Source organism: Streptomyces hygroscopicus subsp. hygroscopicus (assembly GCF_030269125.1).
Lineage (GTDB): Bacteria > Actinomycetota > Actinomycetes > Streptomycetales > Streptomycetaceae > Streptomyces > Streptomyces hygroscopicus_C.
Genome location: NZ_BSSM01000010.1, coordinates 307,714 through 327,213, shown reverse-complemented (window position 1 = coordinate 327,213; position 19,500 = coordinate 307,714). Strand labels below are relative to the sequence as shown.

Here is a 19,500-nt window from a genome sequence, read left to right as displayed (position 1 = left end):
AAGGGCGACGGCGTTCACCACGCCATGCTCGGCATCTCCCGCCTCCACAACCTCACCCTCGCAGGTTGAGCGACGAACGCCACAGGTCAGCAAGCAGATCCAAGGTCAATTACGGGACATCGCTTAGAGCGATGCGGGCGAGGCACACTGAGTGTCTAACTGCGTGACAACCACGACGCACAACCGCGAACACCCGCGGACGTCAGCGGACCATTAGCGCAGATGACAGGTACTACACCCCAAGCACAACGGCCGCTCCAAGTTGCTTCGGGACGAAGCGGTCGCTCCGTTAGGGTGCGCCGCATGACCGACGCCGCCCCGGCGTGTCCCGAGTGCAGCCAGCCCATGAAGTCCGGCGGCATCGTCCTCTGCAAGCGGGAGGACGATGGCCGGCGGACGTGTCGGACGCTATGGAGGTGCACTGGTCGGCATGTCTGGTGGCGCTGGGCCGATCGGCCGGATGAGCCTTTGGAGGCCTGTCCGGTGCCGGAGCTGTTCCGGTGACATCCAACGCTGACATCAACGACCCCGGACGACGGCGGCCTGCAGCAACCCTCGACGGCACCGGTTCGCGAGGCGAGCCCCGACCAAGCCAAGGGAAGATCGAACTCCTAAAGCGGTGCTCATCCGTCACGATCACTTCTGAGCCATGCACGCCGTCCGTAATTGACCCAGGACTCCGAGGGCCGGACTCAGAGTGCTGTCTGAATCGCTCCCAGGAACTCGGTCCACGAGGGCGCCTTCTGGCCCGGCAGGGCGTGTTTCAGGCTGAGTTGCAGTGTGCGGCGGAGGGGATGGGGGGACCGCATGATTGCGTCATTCCGGGCCGCGAGGCGGGCGAGTTCGGCCGGGGTGGGCAGTCGGTCGCTCTTGGCTCCGTTGCAGGTTGCATGTGCGGGGGCAAGGTTCCACAGGGCGTCCAGATCTGGACCGTGCCAGGAGCCGACGCTGTCGAAGCGACGCATCAGGGAGAACGGGAAAATGTGGTCGACGACTATGGCTTCCCCCGTGGCCAGAACGTCGCCGCAGATCAGGCAGCGGCCGTGTTGAAAACCGACCGTGGCGTCAACGATGCCGGTCACCGAGCGGCGTCGGCGTTTGTCGGTGATCTTAAGGGTGTCCCAGTCGACCGTAACACCCTCCTCGACGAGGCTGCGCCCGACGCCGGCAGCGAAGGAGCTCTCCACGATGCTCCACCGCGCACCCAACTCGGCCGATAGGCACGGTGCTTGCTCCGACTGCGCCAGTCGCAGCAGGTCAGGAGTCAAGCGCACGACACGCTGCCGTCCCATCCCTGCCAGCTCATAGAAGGTGTGGGGCACCGCAGTTTCACCACGGAGATTGTGGAACTTCTGCATCACCATCATCGGCATGGAACGCACTGCGGCTGCCAGCAGACGCTCGGTGGGCCGGCCGGCCTCCAGCGTCGCCGCTCTCTCCTGCTCTGCGACGGTGAGGAAGTCTTTCTCGCCCAGCTCCACCGTCTGCGGCGCCTGCGGGTCCTGGGCCAAATGCTGCACCAAGCCCAGGCTGTAGGCAGCGGCGAGCTCGGCAAGGGAGATCTCCTCTCGCCCGGTCCGCCCGAACGCCAGCAGGGCCTGCCCGAGAGCGAACTTGTAGGTGCGCGAGTTGGCCCCCATCAGCACTGCCAACCGCCACGACGCCCGCGCCGAGGAATCCTGGGCGTAGAACTCGCGTTCGCTCACTCGCCCCCCTTGCGCAGGACAACCGTCTGCCACCACACCTCGGCACGGCCGAGCCGGTCTGCGCCCTCCTCTACCAGTCGCACCAACCACAGCGCTGCCCGCTCCCCGTCCCGCACGACCTCCTCCGCGGGCACATCGAACATCACCCGGTCTGTCGGCGGGACGCCGCGCCGAAGCGAGACGACCAGTAGACCCGAGGGAGCCAGCAGCGTGGCCAGCCGCTCCATCGCCTGCCCACGCTCGGCCGGCGCCAGGTGCATCCACACAGCCGACAGCAGCACCAGCTCAAAAGGCCCTTCGAGGTGGGACAGTGCGGGCAGCGAGTCCTCGACCCAACGGACGTTTTCGCACGGGTTGAGGCTCTGCGCGACCTCCCGAAGCTCACGGACCGGCTCCGCCGCGACCACCTGGTAACCGCGCCGTGCGAGTGCCACGGTGTCCCGCCCAGCGCCAGCCCCTACGTCCAGCACCTTCGCCGGCGCCGGCGGGAGCAGATCCAACACCCCGCCATGCACTTCCTCGAAGGTGACGCTCCCGTACCTCTGCCCCAGCAATTCGGCGCGCTGCGCGTAGTAAGGCTGGACCCCCGCAGCGGGCTGGCTCACCGCCGACGACTCGCCGAGGTGAGGAAAGTTCTCGCCTGTACCATCCATGGCCTCAAGCTACGGGACCGCACCGACAACGGCCGACGCATGAAGACGAAGGGTGCGGAGTCATTCGGCACCCGGCAGACGTGCCAGAGCCGTGCCAGGTCGTGCGGGAAGCCACGGGGAACACCGAGGAATGCGAGCCGCGGACGTCAGGCGTCGACAGCGCTACGCCGCGGGTCAGCAAGCTTCCCGCCCCTGAAGCACCCAAGCTTCCAAGCTGAGAGCGCGCACTCTTACGCCTTCAGGTAATCGATCATCCTGCTCAGCGTCTCAGTGTTGTCCTTGACCTTGCCGAGCGCGATGTTGCAGTCCATGCAGAGCAGTCCCCGATTGTGCCCACGGGCGTGACAATGATCCACATTGGCGTCGCCCATCCGAAAGTTGTCTGGATCAGCCCTGGTAAAGGGCGTCAGACACGTGGCGCAGGCGTTGTCTTGGTTCTTGAGCATCTGGGCCACGTCCTCGAACGTCAAGCCATAACATTTCTTCAGATTGCCCTTCGCGCTCTTAATGCGGACGCATTCATTACAGATACGCCCTTCGCCTCGATGCTTGAAGCCGAACACCGCATACTCGTGACCTGACCGGCAGTGTGTGTTGCCTCTGCGGTATGGCTCGTAGGGCACCGATTCTGGATCAATCCCGCGCGAGCGTAGCTTCGAGTCACGCGTGCAGCGCCGACAACTCCGGGCGCCCGACTTTGGGTTCACGTAGGGAATGTTGTCGTCGTCGAACTCATGTCCGTTCGCGCACTTGTCAGAGGGAACAGCTTCGTTGTCGGCCTGATCACCCTTTCTGTTCACGAACGCCCCGCTTCCCAGGTGCCGCCACAAAGTGGCGTGCTCGTGATGAACGCAAAGCAGCTTGTTCTCGCAGTTGCGCGTGACCGTCTGTCCCGGCGCGAGTGGCTCGTCGGAGTAGTGCTCGAATACCCAGCGTTGAACGAAGACGAGCGGGTTCTCACCTGCGGCGTACCGGTCGCCGTCGTAATACAAGGGCCGACCGTCTTTGTCCGTCATACCCTTCCAGACGAGGCATCCCGACTCGGTAGGCTCGACGTTTTGGAGCACCACTTCGACGCTGATCGGGGGGCGGGGACCAGTCCTCTCGAAGGTTCCATGCCTTCGGTAGTAGCGGTAGCAGGCCTGACATCTAGTGCCACCCATCCGTGTCGCGGCTCTACCGTCGCCGGACTCGCACAGCTTTGACATGGCGAGCATCAGAGCAGAGGGATGCGGGCGAAGTCAAGCCGAAAATCACTTACCTAGTACACAATCCCCAGTGGCAGTACCGCTCTTGAGTGGTCGTCCCTGGCGCTGGAAGGTTGAGGAAGAGGACCGAGTCATCTCCGGCCCCATACGATCAACCGCCACGTACCCAGGCGCGTGGGTCACCGACTGAAGCGCTTAGCCCGCCAACTGAGTGCCCACTCACACGGAGATCGGCAAGAGCCTCGCCGCGGCTACCCAAACGCCACGTGCCACAGCCGTGCCAGATACAGGGGTCAGCAGCGGTCAACACCGGTGCCCCACGGTCGAGTAGCCGCTCACTTCCTCGGCCGGTGAATCCGCAGATCAGCCCGCAGATCACCCAGCCTCTCTCCTAATGAGGTTGTCCCGCTCACTCACCGAATCCAGACCCGCTGGAACTCTTCGGCCGGGATCGCCTCCAGCGGATCCTCTTCAGGATCGATCGCCTAGCCTGTCAGAAAACCGCACTCGTCCTCCAGCTGGTCCCATCCATAGCGGTGGAGCTGGTCGGCCGAGGTCAACTCGGCCTGCTTCATGGCGGCCGTGGATCCTGCTTGCTCTCGCCTCCGCAGCGGGTGCTCTGCTGGGCGGACATGCCTGCTGCCGTGTCTAAGAATCCACCTGCTGATCGATCGCTGCTTCGTAGAAGGCATCCGCGAGGGCGACGATGATCGAGTTAATGGCCGGCCCGTCGGTGAAAAAGTAGTCAGCCATCGTGTTGTGGGCGTCCTGGTTGTCTGCGACCGCCTCCGTAACGGCTGCTTGAAAGTCTGGTGACTCCAAGAACTGCTTCTTAGTGTTCACCCTGGTCTGGTTGATCAAGTTCGGGTCGGCGAGCAACCGCTGGACGAGCCCCTGTACGAACTCCCGAACCTGGTACTCGGCGAACGATTCGGCGCCGAAGAGGTCGTTCAATTTGTCTATGACGACTTGGAGCGCGACGTACTTCGGATCCTTCTTCGTGCCCGTGCCAGCAGCGCTGATGCCCTTCAGCTGTCCGTCGCCCGCGAGCGAGATGTCGACCCGGCTCGCCTTGCTGTGCTTGACCCCGACCAGCACCACGTCGGAAAGGTCCACTTCGGCCGCCCAGGCGGACTCGGCGATGACCTTCTCCAGCAGGCGCAGGAAGATCGACAGCATTTCCATGTAGGGGTCGCCGTAGTCAACGATCTGTGACATGAAGTCATAGAGCCGCACATAGGTGGAGACATCCTTGCGGAACAGGTCGAGCGAATTGAGGGCGACCTTGTCTTCCTCCTCGATCGCCCGAGCGTAGCGGCGCCGGAAGTCGTGCTGCGCCGGGCTGATCGCCGCCGAGAGTGCGTTGTTGCCCTTCCGGGTCACCCATAGTTCGGCAACCTTACGGACGTCGTCCTCGGTATAGATCCCGACCTGGGCAAGCTTATTGGCCAGGTGAATGACGACGTACGGATCGGTCTCGGTCTCCAGGCTGGCGTTCTTGAAGTACGGCTCGAAGGCGGCCTTGATGTCCTCGGGCTTGTTGGCGAAGTCGATGATGAACGTCTTGCGCTTCTGCTCCCCACCAGGAGTGCGGTGAACGCGGTTGAGCCGAGAGAGCGTCTGCACCGCGGCGACCCCTGACAGCTTCTTGTCAACGTACATCGCCGAGAGGAGAGGCTGGTCGAAACCAGTCTGGAACTTGTTGGCGACCAGCATGATTTTGTACGTGTCACCCTTGAACGACGCCGCCAGATCAGTCCCCGCACCGGGGTTCATGTTGGCCTCGGTGAACTCGTCATCCTTTGACGGCTGCGGGCCCCAGGCGTTGTCCCAGGTCTCGTCCTCGGGTATCGCGACCCCGGAGGAGAAGGCGACGAGCGTGCGGTAGTTGTACGAGGCGTCCTTGGCGCGGCGCTTGGCTATGTAGGCGTCGATGGCCAGTTTGTACTTCACCGCGGACTTGCGCGAGTCGGTCACCACCATCGCCTTCGCCTTGCCTTCGAGCAGGTAGGCGACGTTGGCGTGGAAGTGCTCGACGATGATTTGCACCTTCTGGCTAATGTTCGTTGGATGGAGCTTCACCCACCGCATCAGACCCTTGCGGGCGGTGGCCTCCTCGACCTGCCCTCCGTCGCCAATCTCGGCCTTGCCGGCGATTTTCAGCGCGGTGTCATAGTGCTGGTAGCCCCTGAGCACGTCGAGGATGTAGCCCTCCTCGATCGCCTGCTTCATCGAGTACAGGTGGAACTCGTGGGGCTTCCCGTCGGCTCCCTTGCGGCCGAACAGCTCCAGCGTCTTGTTCTTCGGCGTCGCAGTGAAGGCGAAGTAGGAGATGTTGTCCGACTCGGCCCGCTCGGTCATCTCAGAGGCCAGGATCGACTCCACATCGACCTCGCCGCCCTCCTCGATGTCCTTGACCTCCTCGGCCGTCAGCACCTGCTTCAGCTTCGAAGAGATCTGCCCCGACTGGGAGGAGTGCGCCTCATCGGCGATGACAGCGAACCGCTTGCCCTTCAGGCCGGCGTTGTTCCGGATCTCGTTCAGCGCATGCGGGAAGGTCTGCACCGTCACCGCGATGATGAGCTCACCGTTCTTCAACGCCTGCGCCAGCAGACCCGACTTCGACTTCAGGCCGGCCTTGCGGACGTCCTCGGGGCTGATCGTCCTGACGATCTTGTCGGTGCCGTCGATCTGCCGAATCGCATCCTGCAGTTGGGAGTCGAGCACAGTGCGGTCCACGACCACGATGACCGAGTCAAAGATCTTCTGATTGTCGACATGCAGCCGCGCCAGCCGGTGAGCCGTCCAGGCAATGGTGTTCGTCTTCCCCGAACCGGCCGAGTGCTCAATCAGGTACCGCTGCCCGACACCCTCCTCCTTCACCGCGTCGACGATGTTCGTGACGGCCTCCCACTGGTGGAACCGCGGGAAGAGCATGCTCGTACGCCGCACCGAGGTGCCGGTAGTGACGTCCCACTCCTCCTTGGTCTCCACGATCATCAGCCGCCCGATGATGTTCAGCCAGGCGTGCTTCTCCCAGACGCGCTCCCACAGGTACGCCGTCGACGACCGGCCGTCCGCACTGGGCGGGTTACCGGCTCCGCTGTCGAAGCCCATGTTGAACGGCAGGAAGTGGGTCTTCTCCCCCTCCAGCCTCGTGGTCATCGCCGCCAGGTTGTTCGAGACCGCGAAGTGCACCAGCGCCCGGTGCCCGAACGACAGCAACGGCTCCGGCCGCCCGTTTGTCAGCGGATTGCGATGCTGCTTGTACTGGTTGACTGCCTCGTCCAGCGACTGGGTGAAGTCGGTCTTCAGCTCCACCGTGGCCACCGGAACCCCGTTAATGAAGAACACCAGATCGATACTGCGTTGGTCAGCGGTCGAGAAGTGCACCTGCCGCACCACCCGCACCCGCATCGCCTCGTAGAGCGTCGTAGTGGTCTCGTTGAGCGACGTTTCCGGTCGGAACTGCGCCATCTTCAACCGGCCACCGCCGATGTACTGCACCCCGTGGCGCAGGATGTTCAGCGTCCCACCGCCGTGCTCCAGCGGCCGGTCGAGCGCCGCGGTCAGCACGTCCAAGAACTTCGCCTGCGAGCCAGCTGCCTTCAATGCCTTCTCGTATGCCGGCTTCTGCGTCGCCTCCAACCATGCGAACAGGTCCGCCGGGAACAGAGCCCGCTCCCGGTCGTACTCGCCACCATCGTGGTCATTCTTCGAGTACAGCCAGCCGTGATCCCGCAGGTACTCGCAGATCTCTGTTTCGAAGACCACCTCGTTGTGGTCAGCCATCACGCCGCCTCTCGTACGTCGATCTGCCCCGTCACTGCCGCCGTGATTAGTGCCGATCGCCGCTCGCGAGCGAGCTCAATAAACCGCTCCGACTCGGCAATGAGTGCGTCCGTCTTCGCTGTTTGCTCATCCAGGTGGAGTACGATCCGCCGCTGTTCGTCCAGCGATGGCAATTGCAAAATGAGATCTCTGATATCTCGCTGTGAGATCTTCTGCATCGACGGGCTGGTCCCTTTGGATGCAAGACTGATCTGGTGTTTGACGTGACCAGACCTGAGCGCGTAGGAAACGAACTCAGGATCCACACCGTTGACAACCGTCAGCCCGTAGTTGAGATCGCTAAGCATCAAGCGCGGGTATGCGCGATCCACTACAGAAGACGCCCCAACCAATTCCTTGGAGTTCGCCCTAGACATGACGATCTCTCCAGGTTCGACGACAAACTCCGGCCTCGGTGTCATATCGTCCGGTAGCCGCTTACTCTCCGTCGCATCGAACGTCCCGCTGTTTGAACATCCGACCTTTAGCACCCCCCACTCCGTCACTCCATCCGCAGGCCAGGGCTCGCAGTTGGGGCTCCACCCTTGGCGGATTCGGGTGATGATGCGCCTAAACACGACTGGTTCCCCGCTGGCAGTGGCCTTTGCCATAGCGGCCATCTTCCGCTCACGGAGCAACTCGATCAGTCGCTGCTGTTCGTCGATGAGCGTATCGATGCGGGCCGTCTCACGGTTGAGGTAGTCGGCGATGGCCCGCTGCTCAGCGTGGTCGGGAATATAAGCGTCGATCGTCTTAAGGACCGAGAATGGCACTTCCGTTGTGCGAACGTTGGCTTGGTTGCCTGCGCCGATTCCCCGCTCGCGCTTGATAAGCTCCTCTGTGAACCACGAAGACTTCATCAGGTATGTGATGAAGTGTGGATCTGTCCCCTCACGCGGACGCATGACCTCGTAGTGGTAGGTGACCAACCCATCTTCTGCTGCGACACCCATTGCGCCAGAGCGGATGCTCATCTTGTTGAAGACGATGTCGTTGGCCCGGCACACCTTGTAGCTGTCGAGGGACTCAGCTCGCTGAGGAGCATCCGTCAACTCGCTTCGCCGAATGACACCTCGTGTCTGGGACACGGACATGAGCGGAAGGTCGATACCGGGGATTCGCTCGTCGATCTTCTCCACCGCGTGGCCGAAGCGCGTCACTGCTCCACCTCTCGCAGCAGCTCGAGGATTTTGGCGACCTGCTTCTCTAGGTCGGCATCAATCTCTGCGAGCGGACGGGGCGGAACGTACTTGTAGAAGTGTCGGGTGAAGGGGATCTCATAGCCAGTCTTGGTCTTGGCCCAGTCGATCCAGGCGTCAGGGACGTGGGGCTTCACCTCAGCTTCGAAGTAGGCCTGGATGACCTGGCGCTCTCCCGCCATACCTGCGGTCGAACCGCCGTAGGTGAAGGGGACGTTCTCGGTTTCGCGCTTCTTCGAGTCGGGCTTCGGGTTGCCCTTGCGATCGACTACAGGGTTGCCGCCCTCATCGAGCAGGGGGCGCTCGACAGTGATGGTCCAGTAACCGAACTCGTCGTTACGCAAGACCTTGGAGAGTTCGGGGTCGGCGTCCTCGAAGTCGACGTACAACTGCACAATCTTGGTGCGGTCCTCGTCGCTTATCTCGCGCCCCTTGGAGCCGAGGTTCTTGCGCATCTTGGTCCAGAACGACGTGCCGTCGATGAGTTGGACCTTGCCCCGGCGACTGCGGTGCTTGGTGTTGTCGAGAATCCAGATGTAGGTGGCGATACCGGTGTTAAAGAACATGTTGGTCGGCAGGGCGACGATCGCCTCGACGAGGTCGTTTTCCAGCAGCCACCGACGGATGTTGGAGGGGCCGGATTCGGCAGCGCCGCTGAACAGCGGGGATCCGTTCATGACAATACCGACGCGGCCGCCGCCGTCCTCTGCGGAGCGCATTTTGTGGACCAGGTGGAGCAGGAAGAGCATCTGGCCGTCGGAGGTTGCGGGCAGTCCCGGTGCGAAGCGGCCGTAGGGGCCAGCTGAGTCGCGCTCCGCCTTAACCGCTTTGGCGTACTGCTTCCAGTCCACCCCGTAGGGCGGGTTGGACATGCAGTAGTCGAACTGGCGGCCCTTAAAGGCGTCATCAGTGAGCGTATTGCCAAAGGCGATGTTGGTCGCGTCGTGGCCCTTCGCGAGTAGGTCGGACTTGCAGATGGCGTACGACTGCGGGTTGTACTCCTGGCCGTACAGGCTCAGCTTCGCCTCGGGGTTCTGCGCGAGCAGGTGCTCCTCGGCCAGGGAGAGCATGCCGCCGGTGCCGGCGGTGGGATCGTACAGCGAGCGGATGATGCCGCCTTCGGTGAGGTCGACGTCCTTCTCGGCGAAGAGCAGGTCGACCAGCAGCCGGATCGCGTCGCGCGGCGTGTAGTGGTCTCCGGAGGTCTCATTCGCGGCCTCGTTGAACTTGCGGATGATGTACTCGAAGGCATCGCCCATGTCGGAGTTCGACACCACATCGGGGTGGAGATCGACGGCGCCGAAGGAGTTGACGATCTCGCGAAGGAGCCCGGCCTTCTCCAGGGCAAGGATCTCCTTCTTGAAGTCGAAGTACTCGAACACATCCACGTCGGGGGAGAACCGGTCGATGTAGTCAGCGAGGTTGTCCGCCAGCCCATCCGCATCGGCCAGCAAGTTCGCGAACTCGTAGTTGGAGGTGTTGTAGAACGTCCGTCCCGTGGCCTTCTTGACCTCGACCTTGAGCCGGTTCGGGTTCTCGTATTTCGCAGCCAGCTCCCGTACCGCCGCGCGGTCCGGCTCGAGTACGCAGTCGAGCCGTCTCAGGATCGTGAACGGGAGGATCACGCTCCCGTACTGGTTGGGGCGATAGGGGCCCCGAAGCTGGTCAGCGATTGACCAGATGAAGCTACCGAGCGTGCTCACAAAGGTTCCTTACGAGAAACGTCTAGCAGTGACGATCACTTTGCCAGAGGCAGCAGCCAGCGTCCCATGGTTTCAGCTATGGGACCCTCTCCAGGGGCTGAAGCGTTGACTTGTACCACCGTCTCCCTCCGGACTTCCTGGCATTGATCCAGTCATCCCGGAAGCGGGTCCGCCGAAGCCGACCGCCCACGGGACCGAGGAAGACGTAACCGTCACGGCCAGGCTTGGCGCAAGCGTCCAGGTGGCGCTTCACGTCCGGCAGCGGTTCGGTCGGGAAGGTCCCGACCGGACACCCGTGCGCCTCGGCGGCCTCGGAGTCGAAGGCAACCCAGGTGTCGCTCACGGCATGCCCTCCCCTGACATGTGTGGGTTCCGCGAGAATAGCGTGCGAACGGTTGCTTTGAGCAACGGGACCATGCAAACGCGTATCCGGCCTTCCTGAAGACCCATCGGAGGAGGGCTACCCCTGTGGACCATCCGTGGACAGGCACCAGCTGGTTCGCTTCGATCAAGCCTCGGAACCAGCACCTTGTCTGTGAGGCAAAAGGGCCTCCGGAGCCGTGTGCGCAGGTTCGAATCCTGCCGGGGGCACCCAGCACGAGGTGCCCAAAGACCCCGTCACCAGCGGAAACGCTGAGGCCGGGGTCTTCGCGTTTGTGCAGGCGTATGCGGCCCGAAGCGGGCGCATGTCGGGGTCTGTGGACGGGGATCTTGGAGGGTTCTCCCAGGTAAGCCCGCAAAACGATGTGGCCCCGGACCCGGAACAGGTGTGGGCCACAGCGCAAGGCGGTACCGACTCCCCTAGTCGGCGGTGACCCCCCAGTAGCCGATCTGCACGGGCCTACCGTCGCGGTAGAGCACTGTGCAGTTCCCCCGGGCGCGGTCTGGGAAGTCCAACCGCTCGGAATCGAGGGCGGCGTCCCACTCCTCGTAGGTGGGCCGGCCGTGAGGAGCCCACACACGCACCTCGTCATCGGTCAGCGGGCGCATGAACGGGCCGTCGTCGGTGTCCGCGGCCTCGATCATGAGAGGGAAGTCCAGCACGGAGCCCGTGCCGCCGGTGAAGATGTACTCATGCCACTCCGGGTCGCACCAGAGCTCCTCGACGGACCGTCCCTCGAAGCCGTGGTTGTCCCGCGCCAACTCGTCTTCCTGGGCCTGCCGGAACGCGGCCGTCAGATCACGCTGATACGGGCCCGTGTGAGTCCATGCGTTGCCGCCCATCCGCGTCCCCTCTCAATTCGAACTGCATGTTCAAGAGCGGAGCGTAAGAGACCGCACTGACAGGGCCCCGCCCCGACGACGGTCACACCCTGGAGACCGCTCGCAGGTCCCACAGGGAAGGCCGGCACCTTGCTGAGACGCGCCGGTTCAGGCCCGGCTCCAAGCCTGGCGATGACGAGCGACGCCGTACACCTGCTCCACCTGGTCGGCAGTCGTGACGTCCGCCCAACCGACCGCGGTGCCATCAGGCGGATTGGCGTAAAGACGGTCATGCCCGTACCGCTTCCAGCGCGTGACGTGCAGCTACGCACCTTCCGAAGTTCCTTTCAGAACTCGGGGGTCCATTCCACGGGAGGGGGCATGCGGCTGTAGTGGGCTCCCCTGGTGCCGTAGTGGGCTAGGTGCAGGATTTCACCGCCGACCTGTAGCTCTGCCGGTGGAGGGTTGGGAACGGAGATCCGCGGGTGGGCGTAACGGTGGCCTTCTATGAATACCGGCTCCCGGAAGTGGTTTCGGGCGTCCGCCCATTCCTGGGCCCGCTCTCGGGTCCACGGGTTCTGCAGGGTCCGCGGGGCGGCCGGGTCGTGGTCATAGCCGTTGAGGCTGCGCACCAGAGCTTCGCTGTAGACACCCTTGACCCGGAAGTTCTCCAGGTCATCCGCGCGTACGACCATGTTGACGTACCGACGGCTGTTGCCCCGGTGCCGGCCCACAGCGTGCCAGCGACCGTCGCCCGGGTCCCAGCGGACAGGCGGGATCCACAGCAGGGCGCCTGCGCGGAAGTGCTTCGTGCCGTGCTGGATGTCGAGGCCGCTCTCGCCGTGCGCGGTTTCTCGCGCCACGTTGGCCACCAGGCACCAGCCCAGCAGCCCGTCCGGTGTCTCTTCTTCGGTAGGTCCCGTGTCTGCCACACCGAGAATTTTGGGGCACGAGACGGGGCACGAGCTAGCTCTTATCAGCTGAGCCGACCGGAGCGAACCACAACATGACACTGAGTTATAAGTCCGCAGGGCGAGCGACGCGGTTCAGCTCGCGTCCCTCCGTTCGGAGCATCGCCACAGGTAGGCGCCAAAGGAGCTTGGTCCAGAAGCCCGTCACTGTCTTGTCCACCCGCCCGACCGACGCGTGCCGCCCTCGGAACGGACACGCCACAAGGACGGACATGACCAGCATGACGCACGACGGCCCGGAGATCACCGGCGGAGTCGAACACCCACGGCGTGACCCACCACGCCGTAGTGATCGACCCGATCGGCCGGCACCTGGCCGACCAGGAGCTTCCGGCCACCATCCGCGGCGACCGGGATCTGCTGGACTGGATGCGTACGCACGGCACGCTGGTCGCGGTGGGTGTGGAGCGCACCGGCGCTACGGAGCCGAGCTCGCCCAGGTACCGCCGTCGGCGTCCCCGTCGTCGATGTGGACCGTCCGGACCGCAAGACGCGGCGGTGAAGGGGAGGTCGGACCCGATCGACGCCTCCTCCGCCGTGACGGCTGTGCTGTCCAGCCGGGCCACCGGTATCCCCGAGAGCCGGGACGGCGTGGTCGAGGCGGTGCGGGGGCTGCGGATCGCCCGCCGCGGCGCCGTCAAGGCCCGCACACAGGCGATGAGCCAGATCCCGGCCTGCTCCTGGCGGCCCCCGCGATGCTGCGCGTACAGAAGAGCGCGACGTACTACTACTTCGCCACCCCTGGCGGACGACTGGACTGACCAGGTCACTCATGAACTCCTGCGCTGCCAGGTCCGTGAACGCGCGCACCCGAGGCGATCCTCGCCGGACCTGCGATCTGTTCGGCTTGACCGTCAGCGCGGCACTGCGCTGCGCCTCCACCGTCGAACAATCTGGACTCGTCGACTACAACCTCCACAACGCGGATCCGCCCCCAGGTCCGACACCGACGACATCAGCTGACACCGTCAGTTCTGCGGGTTCGGATAACCCCCAAGCCCCAGTCACCCAGTGCTACTACGCTGGATCAGATCTGGCTGTCTACGCCTGTGGTGCGGCAGAGAACGGGGAGAGGGTCATGGGTGGTGCTCGGGTTGACCATGTCGTCCAGGCAGTTGCGGCCGAGAGGGCCCCGGACGAACTGAAGGACATCCAGGAACTGCTCACGCGTGATGCCGACGAAGTGACACGAGCATTCGCCCACCGTCAGAAGGTCAGTCCGCTCGGATTCGGCACGGGAGCGGTCGCCGTTCTGGTCACGCCGCTGGTGTGGATGGTTCTCCAACAGTTCGCACAGGAACTCACAGCGGCTTCGGCACGCACCCTCACGCAGCGAGCCCATGCGTGGCTGCAGCGGCTGCTGCGCCGAACTCCGCCTGCTGTCACAGTCCTGCCGCAACTGGACGGGGAACAGCTCGACAGGCTGCACCGCATCGTGAAGGAGCGGGCACGAGAAACTGGTATGGGAGAGCAGGAAGCCGACCGGCTCGCCTCCTGTGTGATCAGCCACATCGTCCGCAACCAATAGGCCGGCGCCATGCGGCCTGCCCGTGCGTCCCGGCCGGAGGCCTACTACCGGGTACTCAGCGCGGGGACGAACCGTCGATTCCTTCTTCTCCTGCTGCTACTGACGACGTCTGCCCTGTTCCTCCTGAACACGGCGGTGCAGACGCTTACCTGGCGTGCCGCGTACGAGCCCTGTATCCGCTCCTACGAGGCACATGCGAGCAGCCGTTTCGATCCCGCTGCCGTGCTCGACCCCTCCTGGCCTCATACCGGGAACTGGCACCACTGGCAGCGCTGGCAGCCCTGCCAGGAACGCCTTGACGCCTCTTCCTCCTTCATGGCCATCCTTGGCATGGTCGTCGTCCTTGTCGTTGCGTTCGGCGTCTACTGGTTCCTTCCCACCTGGCGCCGACGCCGGAGTCACCTGCTCCCTGTCCCCCGCCGGACAACGCGCATCACCGCAGAGGTCTCCCAGTCACCGCAAGCAACCGAGCTCGCCGCTCCACAGCCGCTGGAATCCTGTCAGAGCGAGTATTCGCGGCGAGTTCGGTATTGGCAGCGAGTTCGGTTACGTGCGGTGGAGAGCGAGGACTGGCGGCCACTCTTTACTGTCAACCAGTTCTCTGACGGATTCCACACGCGGTATGCCCGCCGCGTCGACCCATCACCGTCGCAGCCCGCCGACGCCGGACTATTCGCGGACTTGGAAAGATTGCGAACTCGGTGCGGTGTGGCATTGGAGCCCGAATATGTAATCAGCACCAGTGCCACCACCGCCTCCGCGCTCGTGTTCGGCCGCATCGGCTCCTACACCATCTGCCTGGACTGGGGACTGGTCGCCCTGCGCCGTGCACGGCCCGAGCTGTTCGAAGCCGTAGTCCTCCACGAACTGGCGCATCTGCGTAACAGGGACGTTGACATCGCTTACGCGACAGTAGCCCTGTGGCGGACATGGCTGGCTCTGGTCTTCGCGCCGTGCGCCGCGCAGTGGATCTGGGTCCGGTGCACACATGGGTACTACTGGGCTCTGGAGCACACGGCCGCCGGTACCGCACTGCTCGCCCTCACGCTGCTGTTGGTCGGCCGCCTTGCCCGCACCGATGTACTACGTAGCCGTGAGCACTGCGCCGATCTGAGGGCCGTGATGTGGGGCGCCTCCCTGGAGGTGTGGGAGAGCGCCGCTGACGCCGAGCGGCGCCAGGGAGGCAGCCTCGCACGCCAGTGGCACCATCTGTGGCACCACCACCCGCACTGGCAGAGGCGATACGACATGGCTCGCTTGAAGCTGCCTTCTTATGCCGGGTGGCAGCCCCCTTTCAGTACTGTCCTCACACTCGGAGCCCAATGGATGCTTTTTATGTATGTTCTGACGAATCGACAGTTTCCCGAACTATGGAATCCGCTGCGCTCAATGATTTGGTACGGGGCGGGTGCCCTTCTGTTGCTCACGACGTTCAGCCCAGCGATGGGTGGCAAATTCGGCACTCCCCTGCCCGAGAATCCGGACAGGTGGGTGTGGGGGAAGCCGCGGGTCATCGCGATCCTGGTGGTCGTCGTCACCCTGAGCCTTGCCCTGCCCGTACCGGACCTTGCATTCCGCTGAGCGGCTTGCCGACGGTGACTCTGTGACCAGGCGAGCTGGCGGCTTCCCGCGGGTCAATCGCCGCCGACCACCGGTTCAGCCGGACAACCGTCCCGATCATCAACTGTCCGCCGTCGAGACCACCGGTTCCGCCCGTCCCCAAGCTCCGAGTGCCCCGCCAGGCGCACCATGGATCAGGTGCCCAAAGACCCCGTCACCAGCGGAAACGCTGAGTGCGGGGTCTTCGCGTTTGTGCGCGCCGCGTGCGGTCACCGGGGAGCGCCGTCAGCCATGGCCAGAGACCGGGAAGCCGCTGTGCCGAGCAAGCCGGCCGATGCTCGGTGCGCCTGTCCGGATCGAACAGCCCCCATCAGGCGTCGCCGCTCCATCCACGTCCCGCCCCCCCACCGTGCCATGCTGGGCGCTCCGGACAGCGGGAGGGTCTGATGGTGGGGGGCACTGGTGGTGCGGCCGGGCTCGGGGGCGGCCCTGGTACGGCGCCAACGAGGTTCTGGCGTTCCTGCTCGAACTCGCGGCGCTGGGTTTTCTGGGCTGGTGGGGGTTCGGTGCGGGGCACCAGGGTGCTTTCCGCGTCCTGCTCGGCGTGGGAACGCCTCTGCTGGCCGTCGTGGTCTGGGGGTTGTTCGCCGCGCCCCGGGCCCGGCTGCGGCCGCGGCTCGCCCTGGTCCTGGTGGTGAAGGCACTGGTGCTCGGCGGCGGTGCCGCCGCTCTGTACGGCGTGGGTCATCCCGCCGCGGCAGGTGCCGTCGCGGTGGTGACGGTCGTCAACACGGCGGTGGCCGAGATCTTCCGTGCCGCCCCGCCGAGCGTGGTGCCGGCCGGGCCGGCGCGCGACTGATCCATGATGTGGCCCCGGCTCGTCAGGGCTTGGTGCTCGGCCTGACGGCCGGGGCGGTGCCGGTGCCGGTGGCCGTCGTGTCGGTCCGAGCCGTTGCTCGGTCACGCTCCTGGGCCGCGCGGAACGCGGCCGCCGGATCCGGGTGGTACGGGCCCGTCCGCCGCCCTGCGTTGCCACCCGCTGGTATCTCTCCCCCGCGACCGGGTGCGGTTGGCAGGGAAGAGGAGGGGGTGGCACCGACAACGCCGCGCGCCGGTCAGGCCGAGCGTTTCCGTGCGGCCGCCTTCTTCGCCGTCGTCTTCTTCGCCGTGGACGACTTGGACGTGGACGACTTCGCCGTGCTCTTCCCGGCCGGTTCCGCCGACCTGGCGGTCGACTTCCGCGCCGTGGTCTTCTTCTCGGCGGTCTTCTTCGCCGTGGAGGCGGACTTCCTGGCACCCGTCTCCTTGGGGGTGGAGCGGCGGCGCGACAGCGGTCTGACCTCGGCCTCGCCGGCGGCGGATGCGGGCTCACGGGACTCGCGGGCGGCGCGGACGCTGCTCTCCAGGGCGGCCATGAGGTCGAGGACCTTGCCGCCGGCCGCCGGCGCGGGGGCCTGAGGGGGTGCCTCGCCGGCGGCCTTCGCGGCGATGACCTCCTCCAGCGCCTCCCGGTACTCGTCGTGCAGTTCCTCCATCTCGACCTCGCCGAGGGTGTCCATCAGCGCGTCCGCGAGGTCGAGTTCCTTGTCGCGGATGGTGACGTCCACGTCCGGGGCGACGCCCTCGGGGGCCCGTACCTCGTCCGGCCACAACAGCGCGTGCATGGCGATCGCGTCGTCGACCACCCGGAGCATCCCGAGCCGCTCCCGCCCGCGCAGCGCGAACTTGGCGATGGCCACCTTGTTGCTGCGCTTCAGGGCCTCGCGCAGGAGCGTGTACGGCTTGGCGGCCGGGGCCCCGCTGGCGGCGAGGTAGTACGCCGCGCCCATCTGGAGCGGATCGATCTTCTCGGCCGGCACGAAGGCCACGATGTCGATCGTGCGGGCCGTCGGGATCGGCAGGTGGGACAGGTCCTCGTCGGTGATCGGGACGATGGTGCCGTCCGCGTCCTCGTACCCCTTGCCGATCTCGGACTGGCTGACCTCGCGGTCCTCCACCTCGCACACCTTGCGGTAGCGGATGCGGCCGTTGTCCTCGGTGTGGATCTGACGGAAGGAGATCGTGTGGCTCTCGGTCGCGTTGACCAGCTTGATCGGGATGCTGACCAGCCCGAAGGAGATGGCGCCGTTCCATATCGATCGCACGTGCCGCACCCTTCCTTTCCCATTCGTCCCGGTTTGTCTGGGATTGTCATCCTATGACGCCTATCACAGAGGTGGAGGGGCGGCGGGTCCCGCTGACCAACCTGGAGAAGGTGCTGTATCCGGAGACCGGCTTCACCAAGGCGGAGCTGGTGCACTACTACGCGACCATCGCCGACGTGCTGCTCCCGCACCTGCGCGACCGCGCGGTGTCGTTCCTGCGCTATCCGGACGGGCCCGGGGGCCAGCTGTTCTTCACCAAGAACGTGCCGCCGGGTACACCCGAGTGGGTCACGACCGCCGAGGTGCCGAGGTCGTCGGCGGACAGCCCGGCCCGGATGGTCGTCGTACAGGATCTGCCGAGCCTCGTCTGGGCGGCGAACCTCGTCACCGAGTTCCACACGCACCAGTGGCTGGTGCGGTCGCCGGACGAGGCGGACCGACTGGTGTTCGACCTCGACCCCGGGGCACCGGCGACGATCGTGCAGTGCTGCGAGGTCGCCCTGTGGCTGCGCGAGCGGCTCGCGGCGGACGGGATCGAGGCGTACCCGAAGACGGCCGGGTCCAAGGGGCTGCACCTGCTGGCGGCGGTGTCCGGCGCCTCCTCGGAGCGGACCAGCGAGTACGCCAGGGCGCTCGCGGTGGAGGCGGAGCGGGCGCTGCCCCGCCTGGTGGTGCACCGGATGACCAAGAGCCTGCGGCCGGGGAAGGTGTTCGTGGACTGGAGCCAGAACGCGGCCCGCAAGACCACCGCCTCCCCCTACACCCTGCGCGCCCGCCGCGCCCCGCTGGTCTCCGCGCCCGTGACCTGGGACGAGGTCGCCGAGTGCCGGTCAGCGGGGCACCTGGAGTTCCAGGCCGAGGACATCGCACCACGGCTGCGGGCGCACGGCGACCTGCTGGCACCCCTGCTGGACCGGAAACGAGCCGCGACCCTGCCCTGAGAACCCGGTCCCCTAGACCTTCTCCCACGTCCGCCGGTCCCGCGCCATCGCGTGCAACGCCTCCACGTCCCCCGGTTTCAGCACCCCGCCCAGCCGGGCCAGTCCCGTCAGCTCCGCGGCGGACAGGATGCGTACGCCCCGCGCCGCGGCGGTCAGGGTCACCCCGGCCGGGTCGGTCAGGGCGAGGACCGGGCGCACCTCGGCGGTCAGGGCGTAGGCGGCGCGGTCGGCCCGGGTGCGCAGCAGGCGCAGCAGGGGCTCGGGCGCGTGCCGGCCCACGGTGACCATCGGGTCGGCGACCCGCACCCGCGCCCTGCGGGCGTACAGGGCGTGCACGGCGAACAGTCCGCCGGGGCCGATCAGCAGATGGTGGACGCGGTCGCCGCCGGGCAGCGGCAGCGAGTGCAGGGTGTGCCAGCCGGCGCCCTCCAGGCCGTCGAGCGTGTCGCCGACGGTCCGCTCGGCCAGCAGGGCGCGCCGGCGCGGGTCGGGACGCAGCCGGTGCCCGGCTCCGGGGTCGCGGTCGAGGGCGATCAGCAGCGCCTCGCCGGGGCGGTTGGGCGCGAGGTCGTCGTCCGGGTGCAGGGACAGCCGGGCGAGTTCGGCGGGTGTGGGGACCGGGGGCGGCCCCACGGTCACCGGGCCGCTGAGGAAGGGCTTCAGGGCTTCGAGTACCTGTTCCCGCTCGTCCTCGACGAGGAGGTCGACCCGGCCGGCGTCCCGGTCGTACCAGGCGATGTTGCCGCCGTCCGGGCGGCAGACGTACAGCCGGTCCCGGCCGTGCCGGTGGGCCGGCACCACGCGCAGTCCGCTCATGCGCATCACCCCTCGACCATGGGAACAGGCCGGGTGC

Annotated in this window: 14 protein-coding genes and 1 pseudogene; 4 read left to right on the top strand and 11 right to left on the bottom strand. The window is 65.6% G+C overall.

Annotated features, from left to right (window positions below):
- Window positions 1-692: 692 nt before the first annotated feature.
- The 9 genes and pseudogenes from QSK45_RS23350 to QSK45_RS23310 form a co-directional block, all read right to left on the bottom strand.
- Window positions 693-1,706, bottom strand: coding sequence for an HNH endonuclease family protein (locus QSK45_RS23350; protein ID WP_285559923.1), 1,014 nt, complete (start codon window positions 1,704-1,706; stop codon window positions 693-695).
- Entirely contained in the window at window positions 1,703-2,359 is a 657-nt protein-coding gene (locus QSK45_RS23345; RefSeq protein ID WP_285559921.1) for a class I SAM-dependent methyltransferase, read from the bottom strand. Before QSK45_RS23345 ends, QSK45_RS23350 begins: the two co-directional genes overlap by 4 nt.
- A 230-nt stretch (window positions 2,360-2,589) precedes the next feature.
- Complete coding sequence (locus QSK45_RS23340; RefSeq protein ID WP_285559920.1) at window positions 2,590-3,375, bottom strand: endonuclease domain-containing protein; 786 nt, start codon at window positions 3,373-3,375, stop codon at window positions 2,590-2,592.
- An 840-nt stretch (window positions 3,376-4,215) separates the two neighbouring features.
- Window positions 4,216-7,359 carry a type I restriction endonuclease subunit R gene (locus tag QSK45_RS23335; protein WP_285559919.1) on the bottom strand — a complete coding sequence of 1,048 codons (3,144 nt, stop codon included), beginning with the start codon at window positions 7,357-7,359 and terminating at the stop codon, window positions 4,216-4,218.
- Complete coding sequence (locus QSK45_RS23330) at window positions 7,359-8,558, bottom strand: restriction endonuclease subunit S (RefSeq protein WP_285559917.1); 1,200 nt, start codon at window positions 8,556-8,558, stop codon at window positions 7,359-7,361. The genes QSK45_RS23335 and QSK45_RS23330 overlap by 1 nt, the downstream gene beginning before the upstream one ends.
- Window positions 8,555-10,300 (bottom strand): type I restriction-modification system subunit M, encoded by a 1,746-nt coding sequence (locus tag QSK45_RS23325; protein ID WP_285559914.1) that lies wholly within the window; start codon window positions 10,298-10,300, stop codon window positions 8,555-8,557. The genes QSK45_RS23330 and QSK45_RS23325 overlap by 4 nt, the downstream gene beginning before the upstream one ends.
- A gap of 801 nt (window positions 10,301-11,101) precedes the next feature.
- Window positions 11,102-11,524 carry a hypothetical protein gene (locus tag QSK45_RS23320; protein WP_285559912.1) on the bottom strand — a complete coding sequence of 141 codons (423 nt, stop codon included), beginning with the start codon at window positions 11,522-11,524 and terminating at the stop codon, window positions 11,102-11,104.
- Between the two features lie 204 nt (window positions 11,525-11,728).
- A pseudogene (locus QSK45_RS23315) lies at window positions 11,729-11,827 on the bottom strand (NERD domain-containing protein); the annotation flags it as partial.
- A 23-nt stretch (window positions 11,828-11,850) separates the two neighbouring features.
- Window positions 11,851-12,435, bottom strand: a complete 585-nt coding sequence (locus QSK45_RS23310) for a hypothetical protein (protein WP_285559910.1) — start codon at window positions 12,433-12,435, stop codon at window positions 11,851-11,853.
- 835 nt (window positions 12,436-13,270) lie between these two features.
- On the opposite strand from QSK45_RS23310, the gene QSK45_RS23305 reads away from it, so the two are divergent.
- From QSK45_RS23305 to QSK45_RS23295, 3 genes are all read left to right on the top strand, one after another.
- Window positions 13,271-14,002 carry a hypothetical protein gene (locus QSK45_RS23305; protein ID WP_285559908.1) on the top strand — a complete coding sequence of 244 codons (732 nt, stop codon included), beginning with the start codon at window positions 13,271-13,273 and terminating at the stop codon, window positions 14,000-14,002.
- Window positions 14,003-14,011: 9 nt separating this feature from the next.
- The gene (locus QSK45_RS23300; protein WP_285559906.1) at window positions 14,012-15,583 is read left to right on the top strand and encodes a M48 family metalloprotease; all 1,572 of its coding nucleotides are present in this window, start codon (window positions 14,012-14,014) and stop codon (window positions 15,581-15,583) included.
- 313 nt (window positions 15,584-15,896) lie between these two features.
- A complete protein-coding gene (locus QSK45_RS23295; RefSeq protein ID WP_490993604.1) occupies window positions 15,897-16,421 on the top strand; it encodes a YrdB family protein in 525 nt (174 codons plus the stop codon).
- Between the two features lie 256 nt (window positions 16,422-16,677).
- On the opposite strand, the gene ku is transcribed toward QSK45_RS23295, so the two are convergent.
- Window positions 16,678-17,706: a non-homologous end joining protein Ku gene (gene ku / locus QSK45_RS23290; RefSeq protein ID WP_285559903.1), complete on the bottom strand. Its 1,029-nt coding sequence runs from the start codon at window positions 17,704-17,706 to the stop codon at window positions 16,678-16,680.
- A 53-nt stretch (window positions 17,707-17,759) separates the two neighbouring features.
- On the opposite strand from ku, the gene ligD reads away from it, so the two are divergent.
- A complete protein-coding gene (gene ligD / locus QSK45_RS23285; protein WP_285559901.1) occupies window positions 17,760-18,647 on the top strand; it encodes a non-homologous end-joining DNA ligase in 888 nt (295 codons plus the stop codon).
- 12 nt (window positions 18,648-18,659) lie between these two features.
- Here ligD and QSK45_RS23280 read toward each other — a convergent pair whose 3' ends face one another.
- Window positions 18,660-19,463 carry a nuclease-related domain-containing protein gene (locus QSK45_RS23280; RefSeq protein ID WP_285559899.1) on the bottom strand — a complete coding sequence of 268 codons (804 nt, stop codon included), beginning with the start codon at window positions 19,461-19,463 and terminating at the stop codon, window positions 18,660-18,662.
- Window positions 19,464-19,500: the final 37 nt, after the last annotated feature.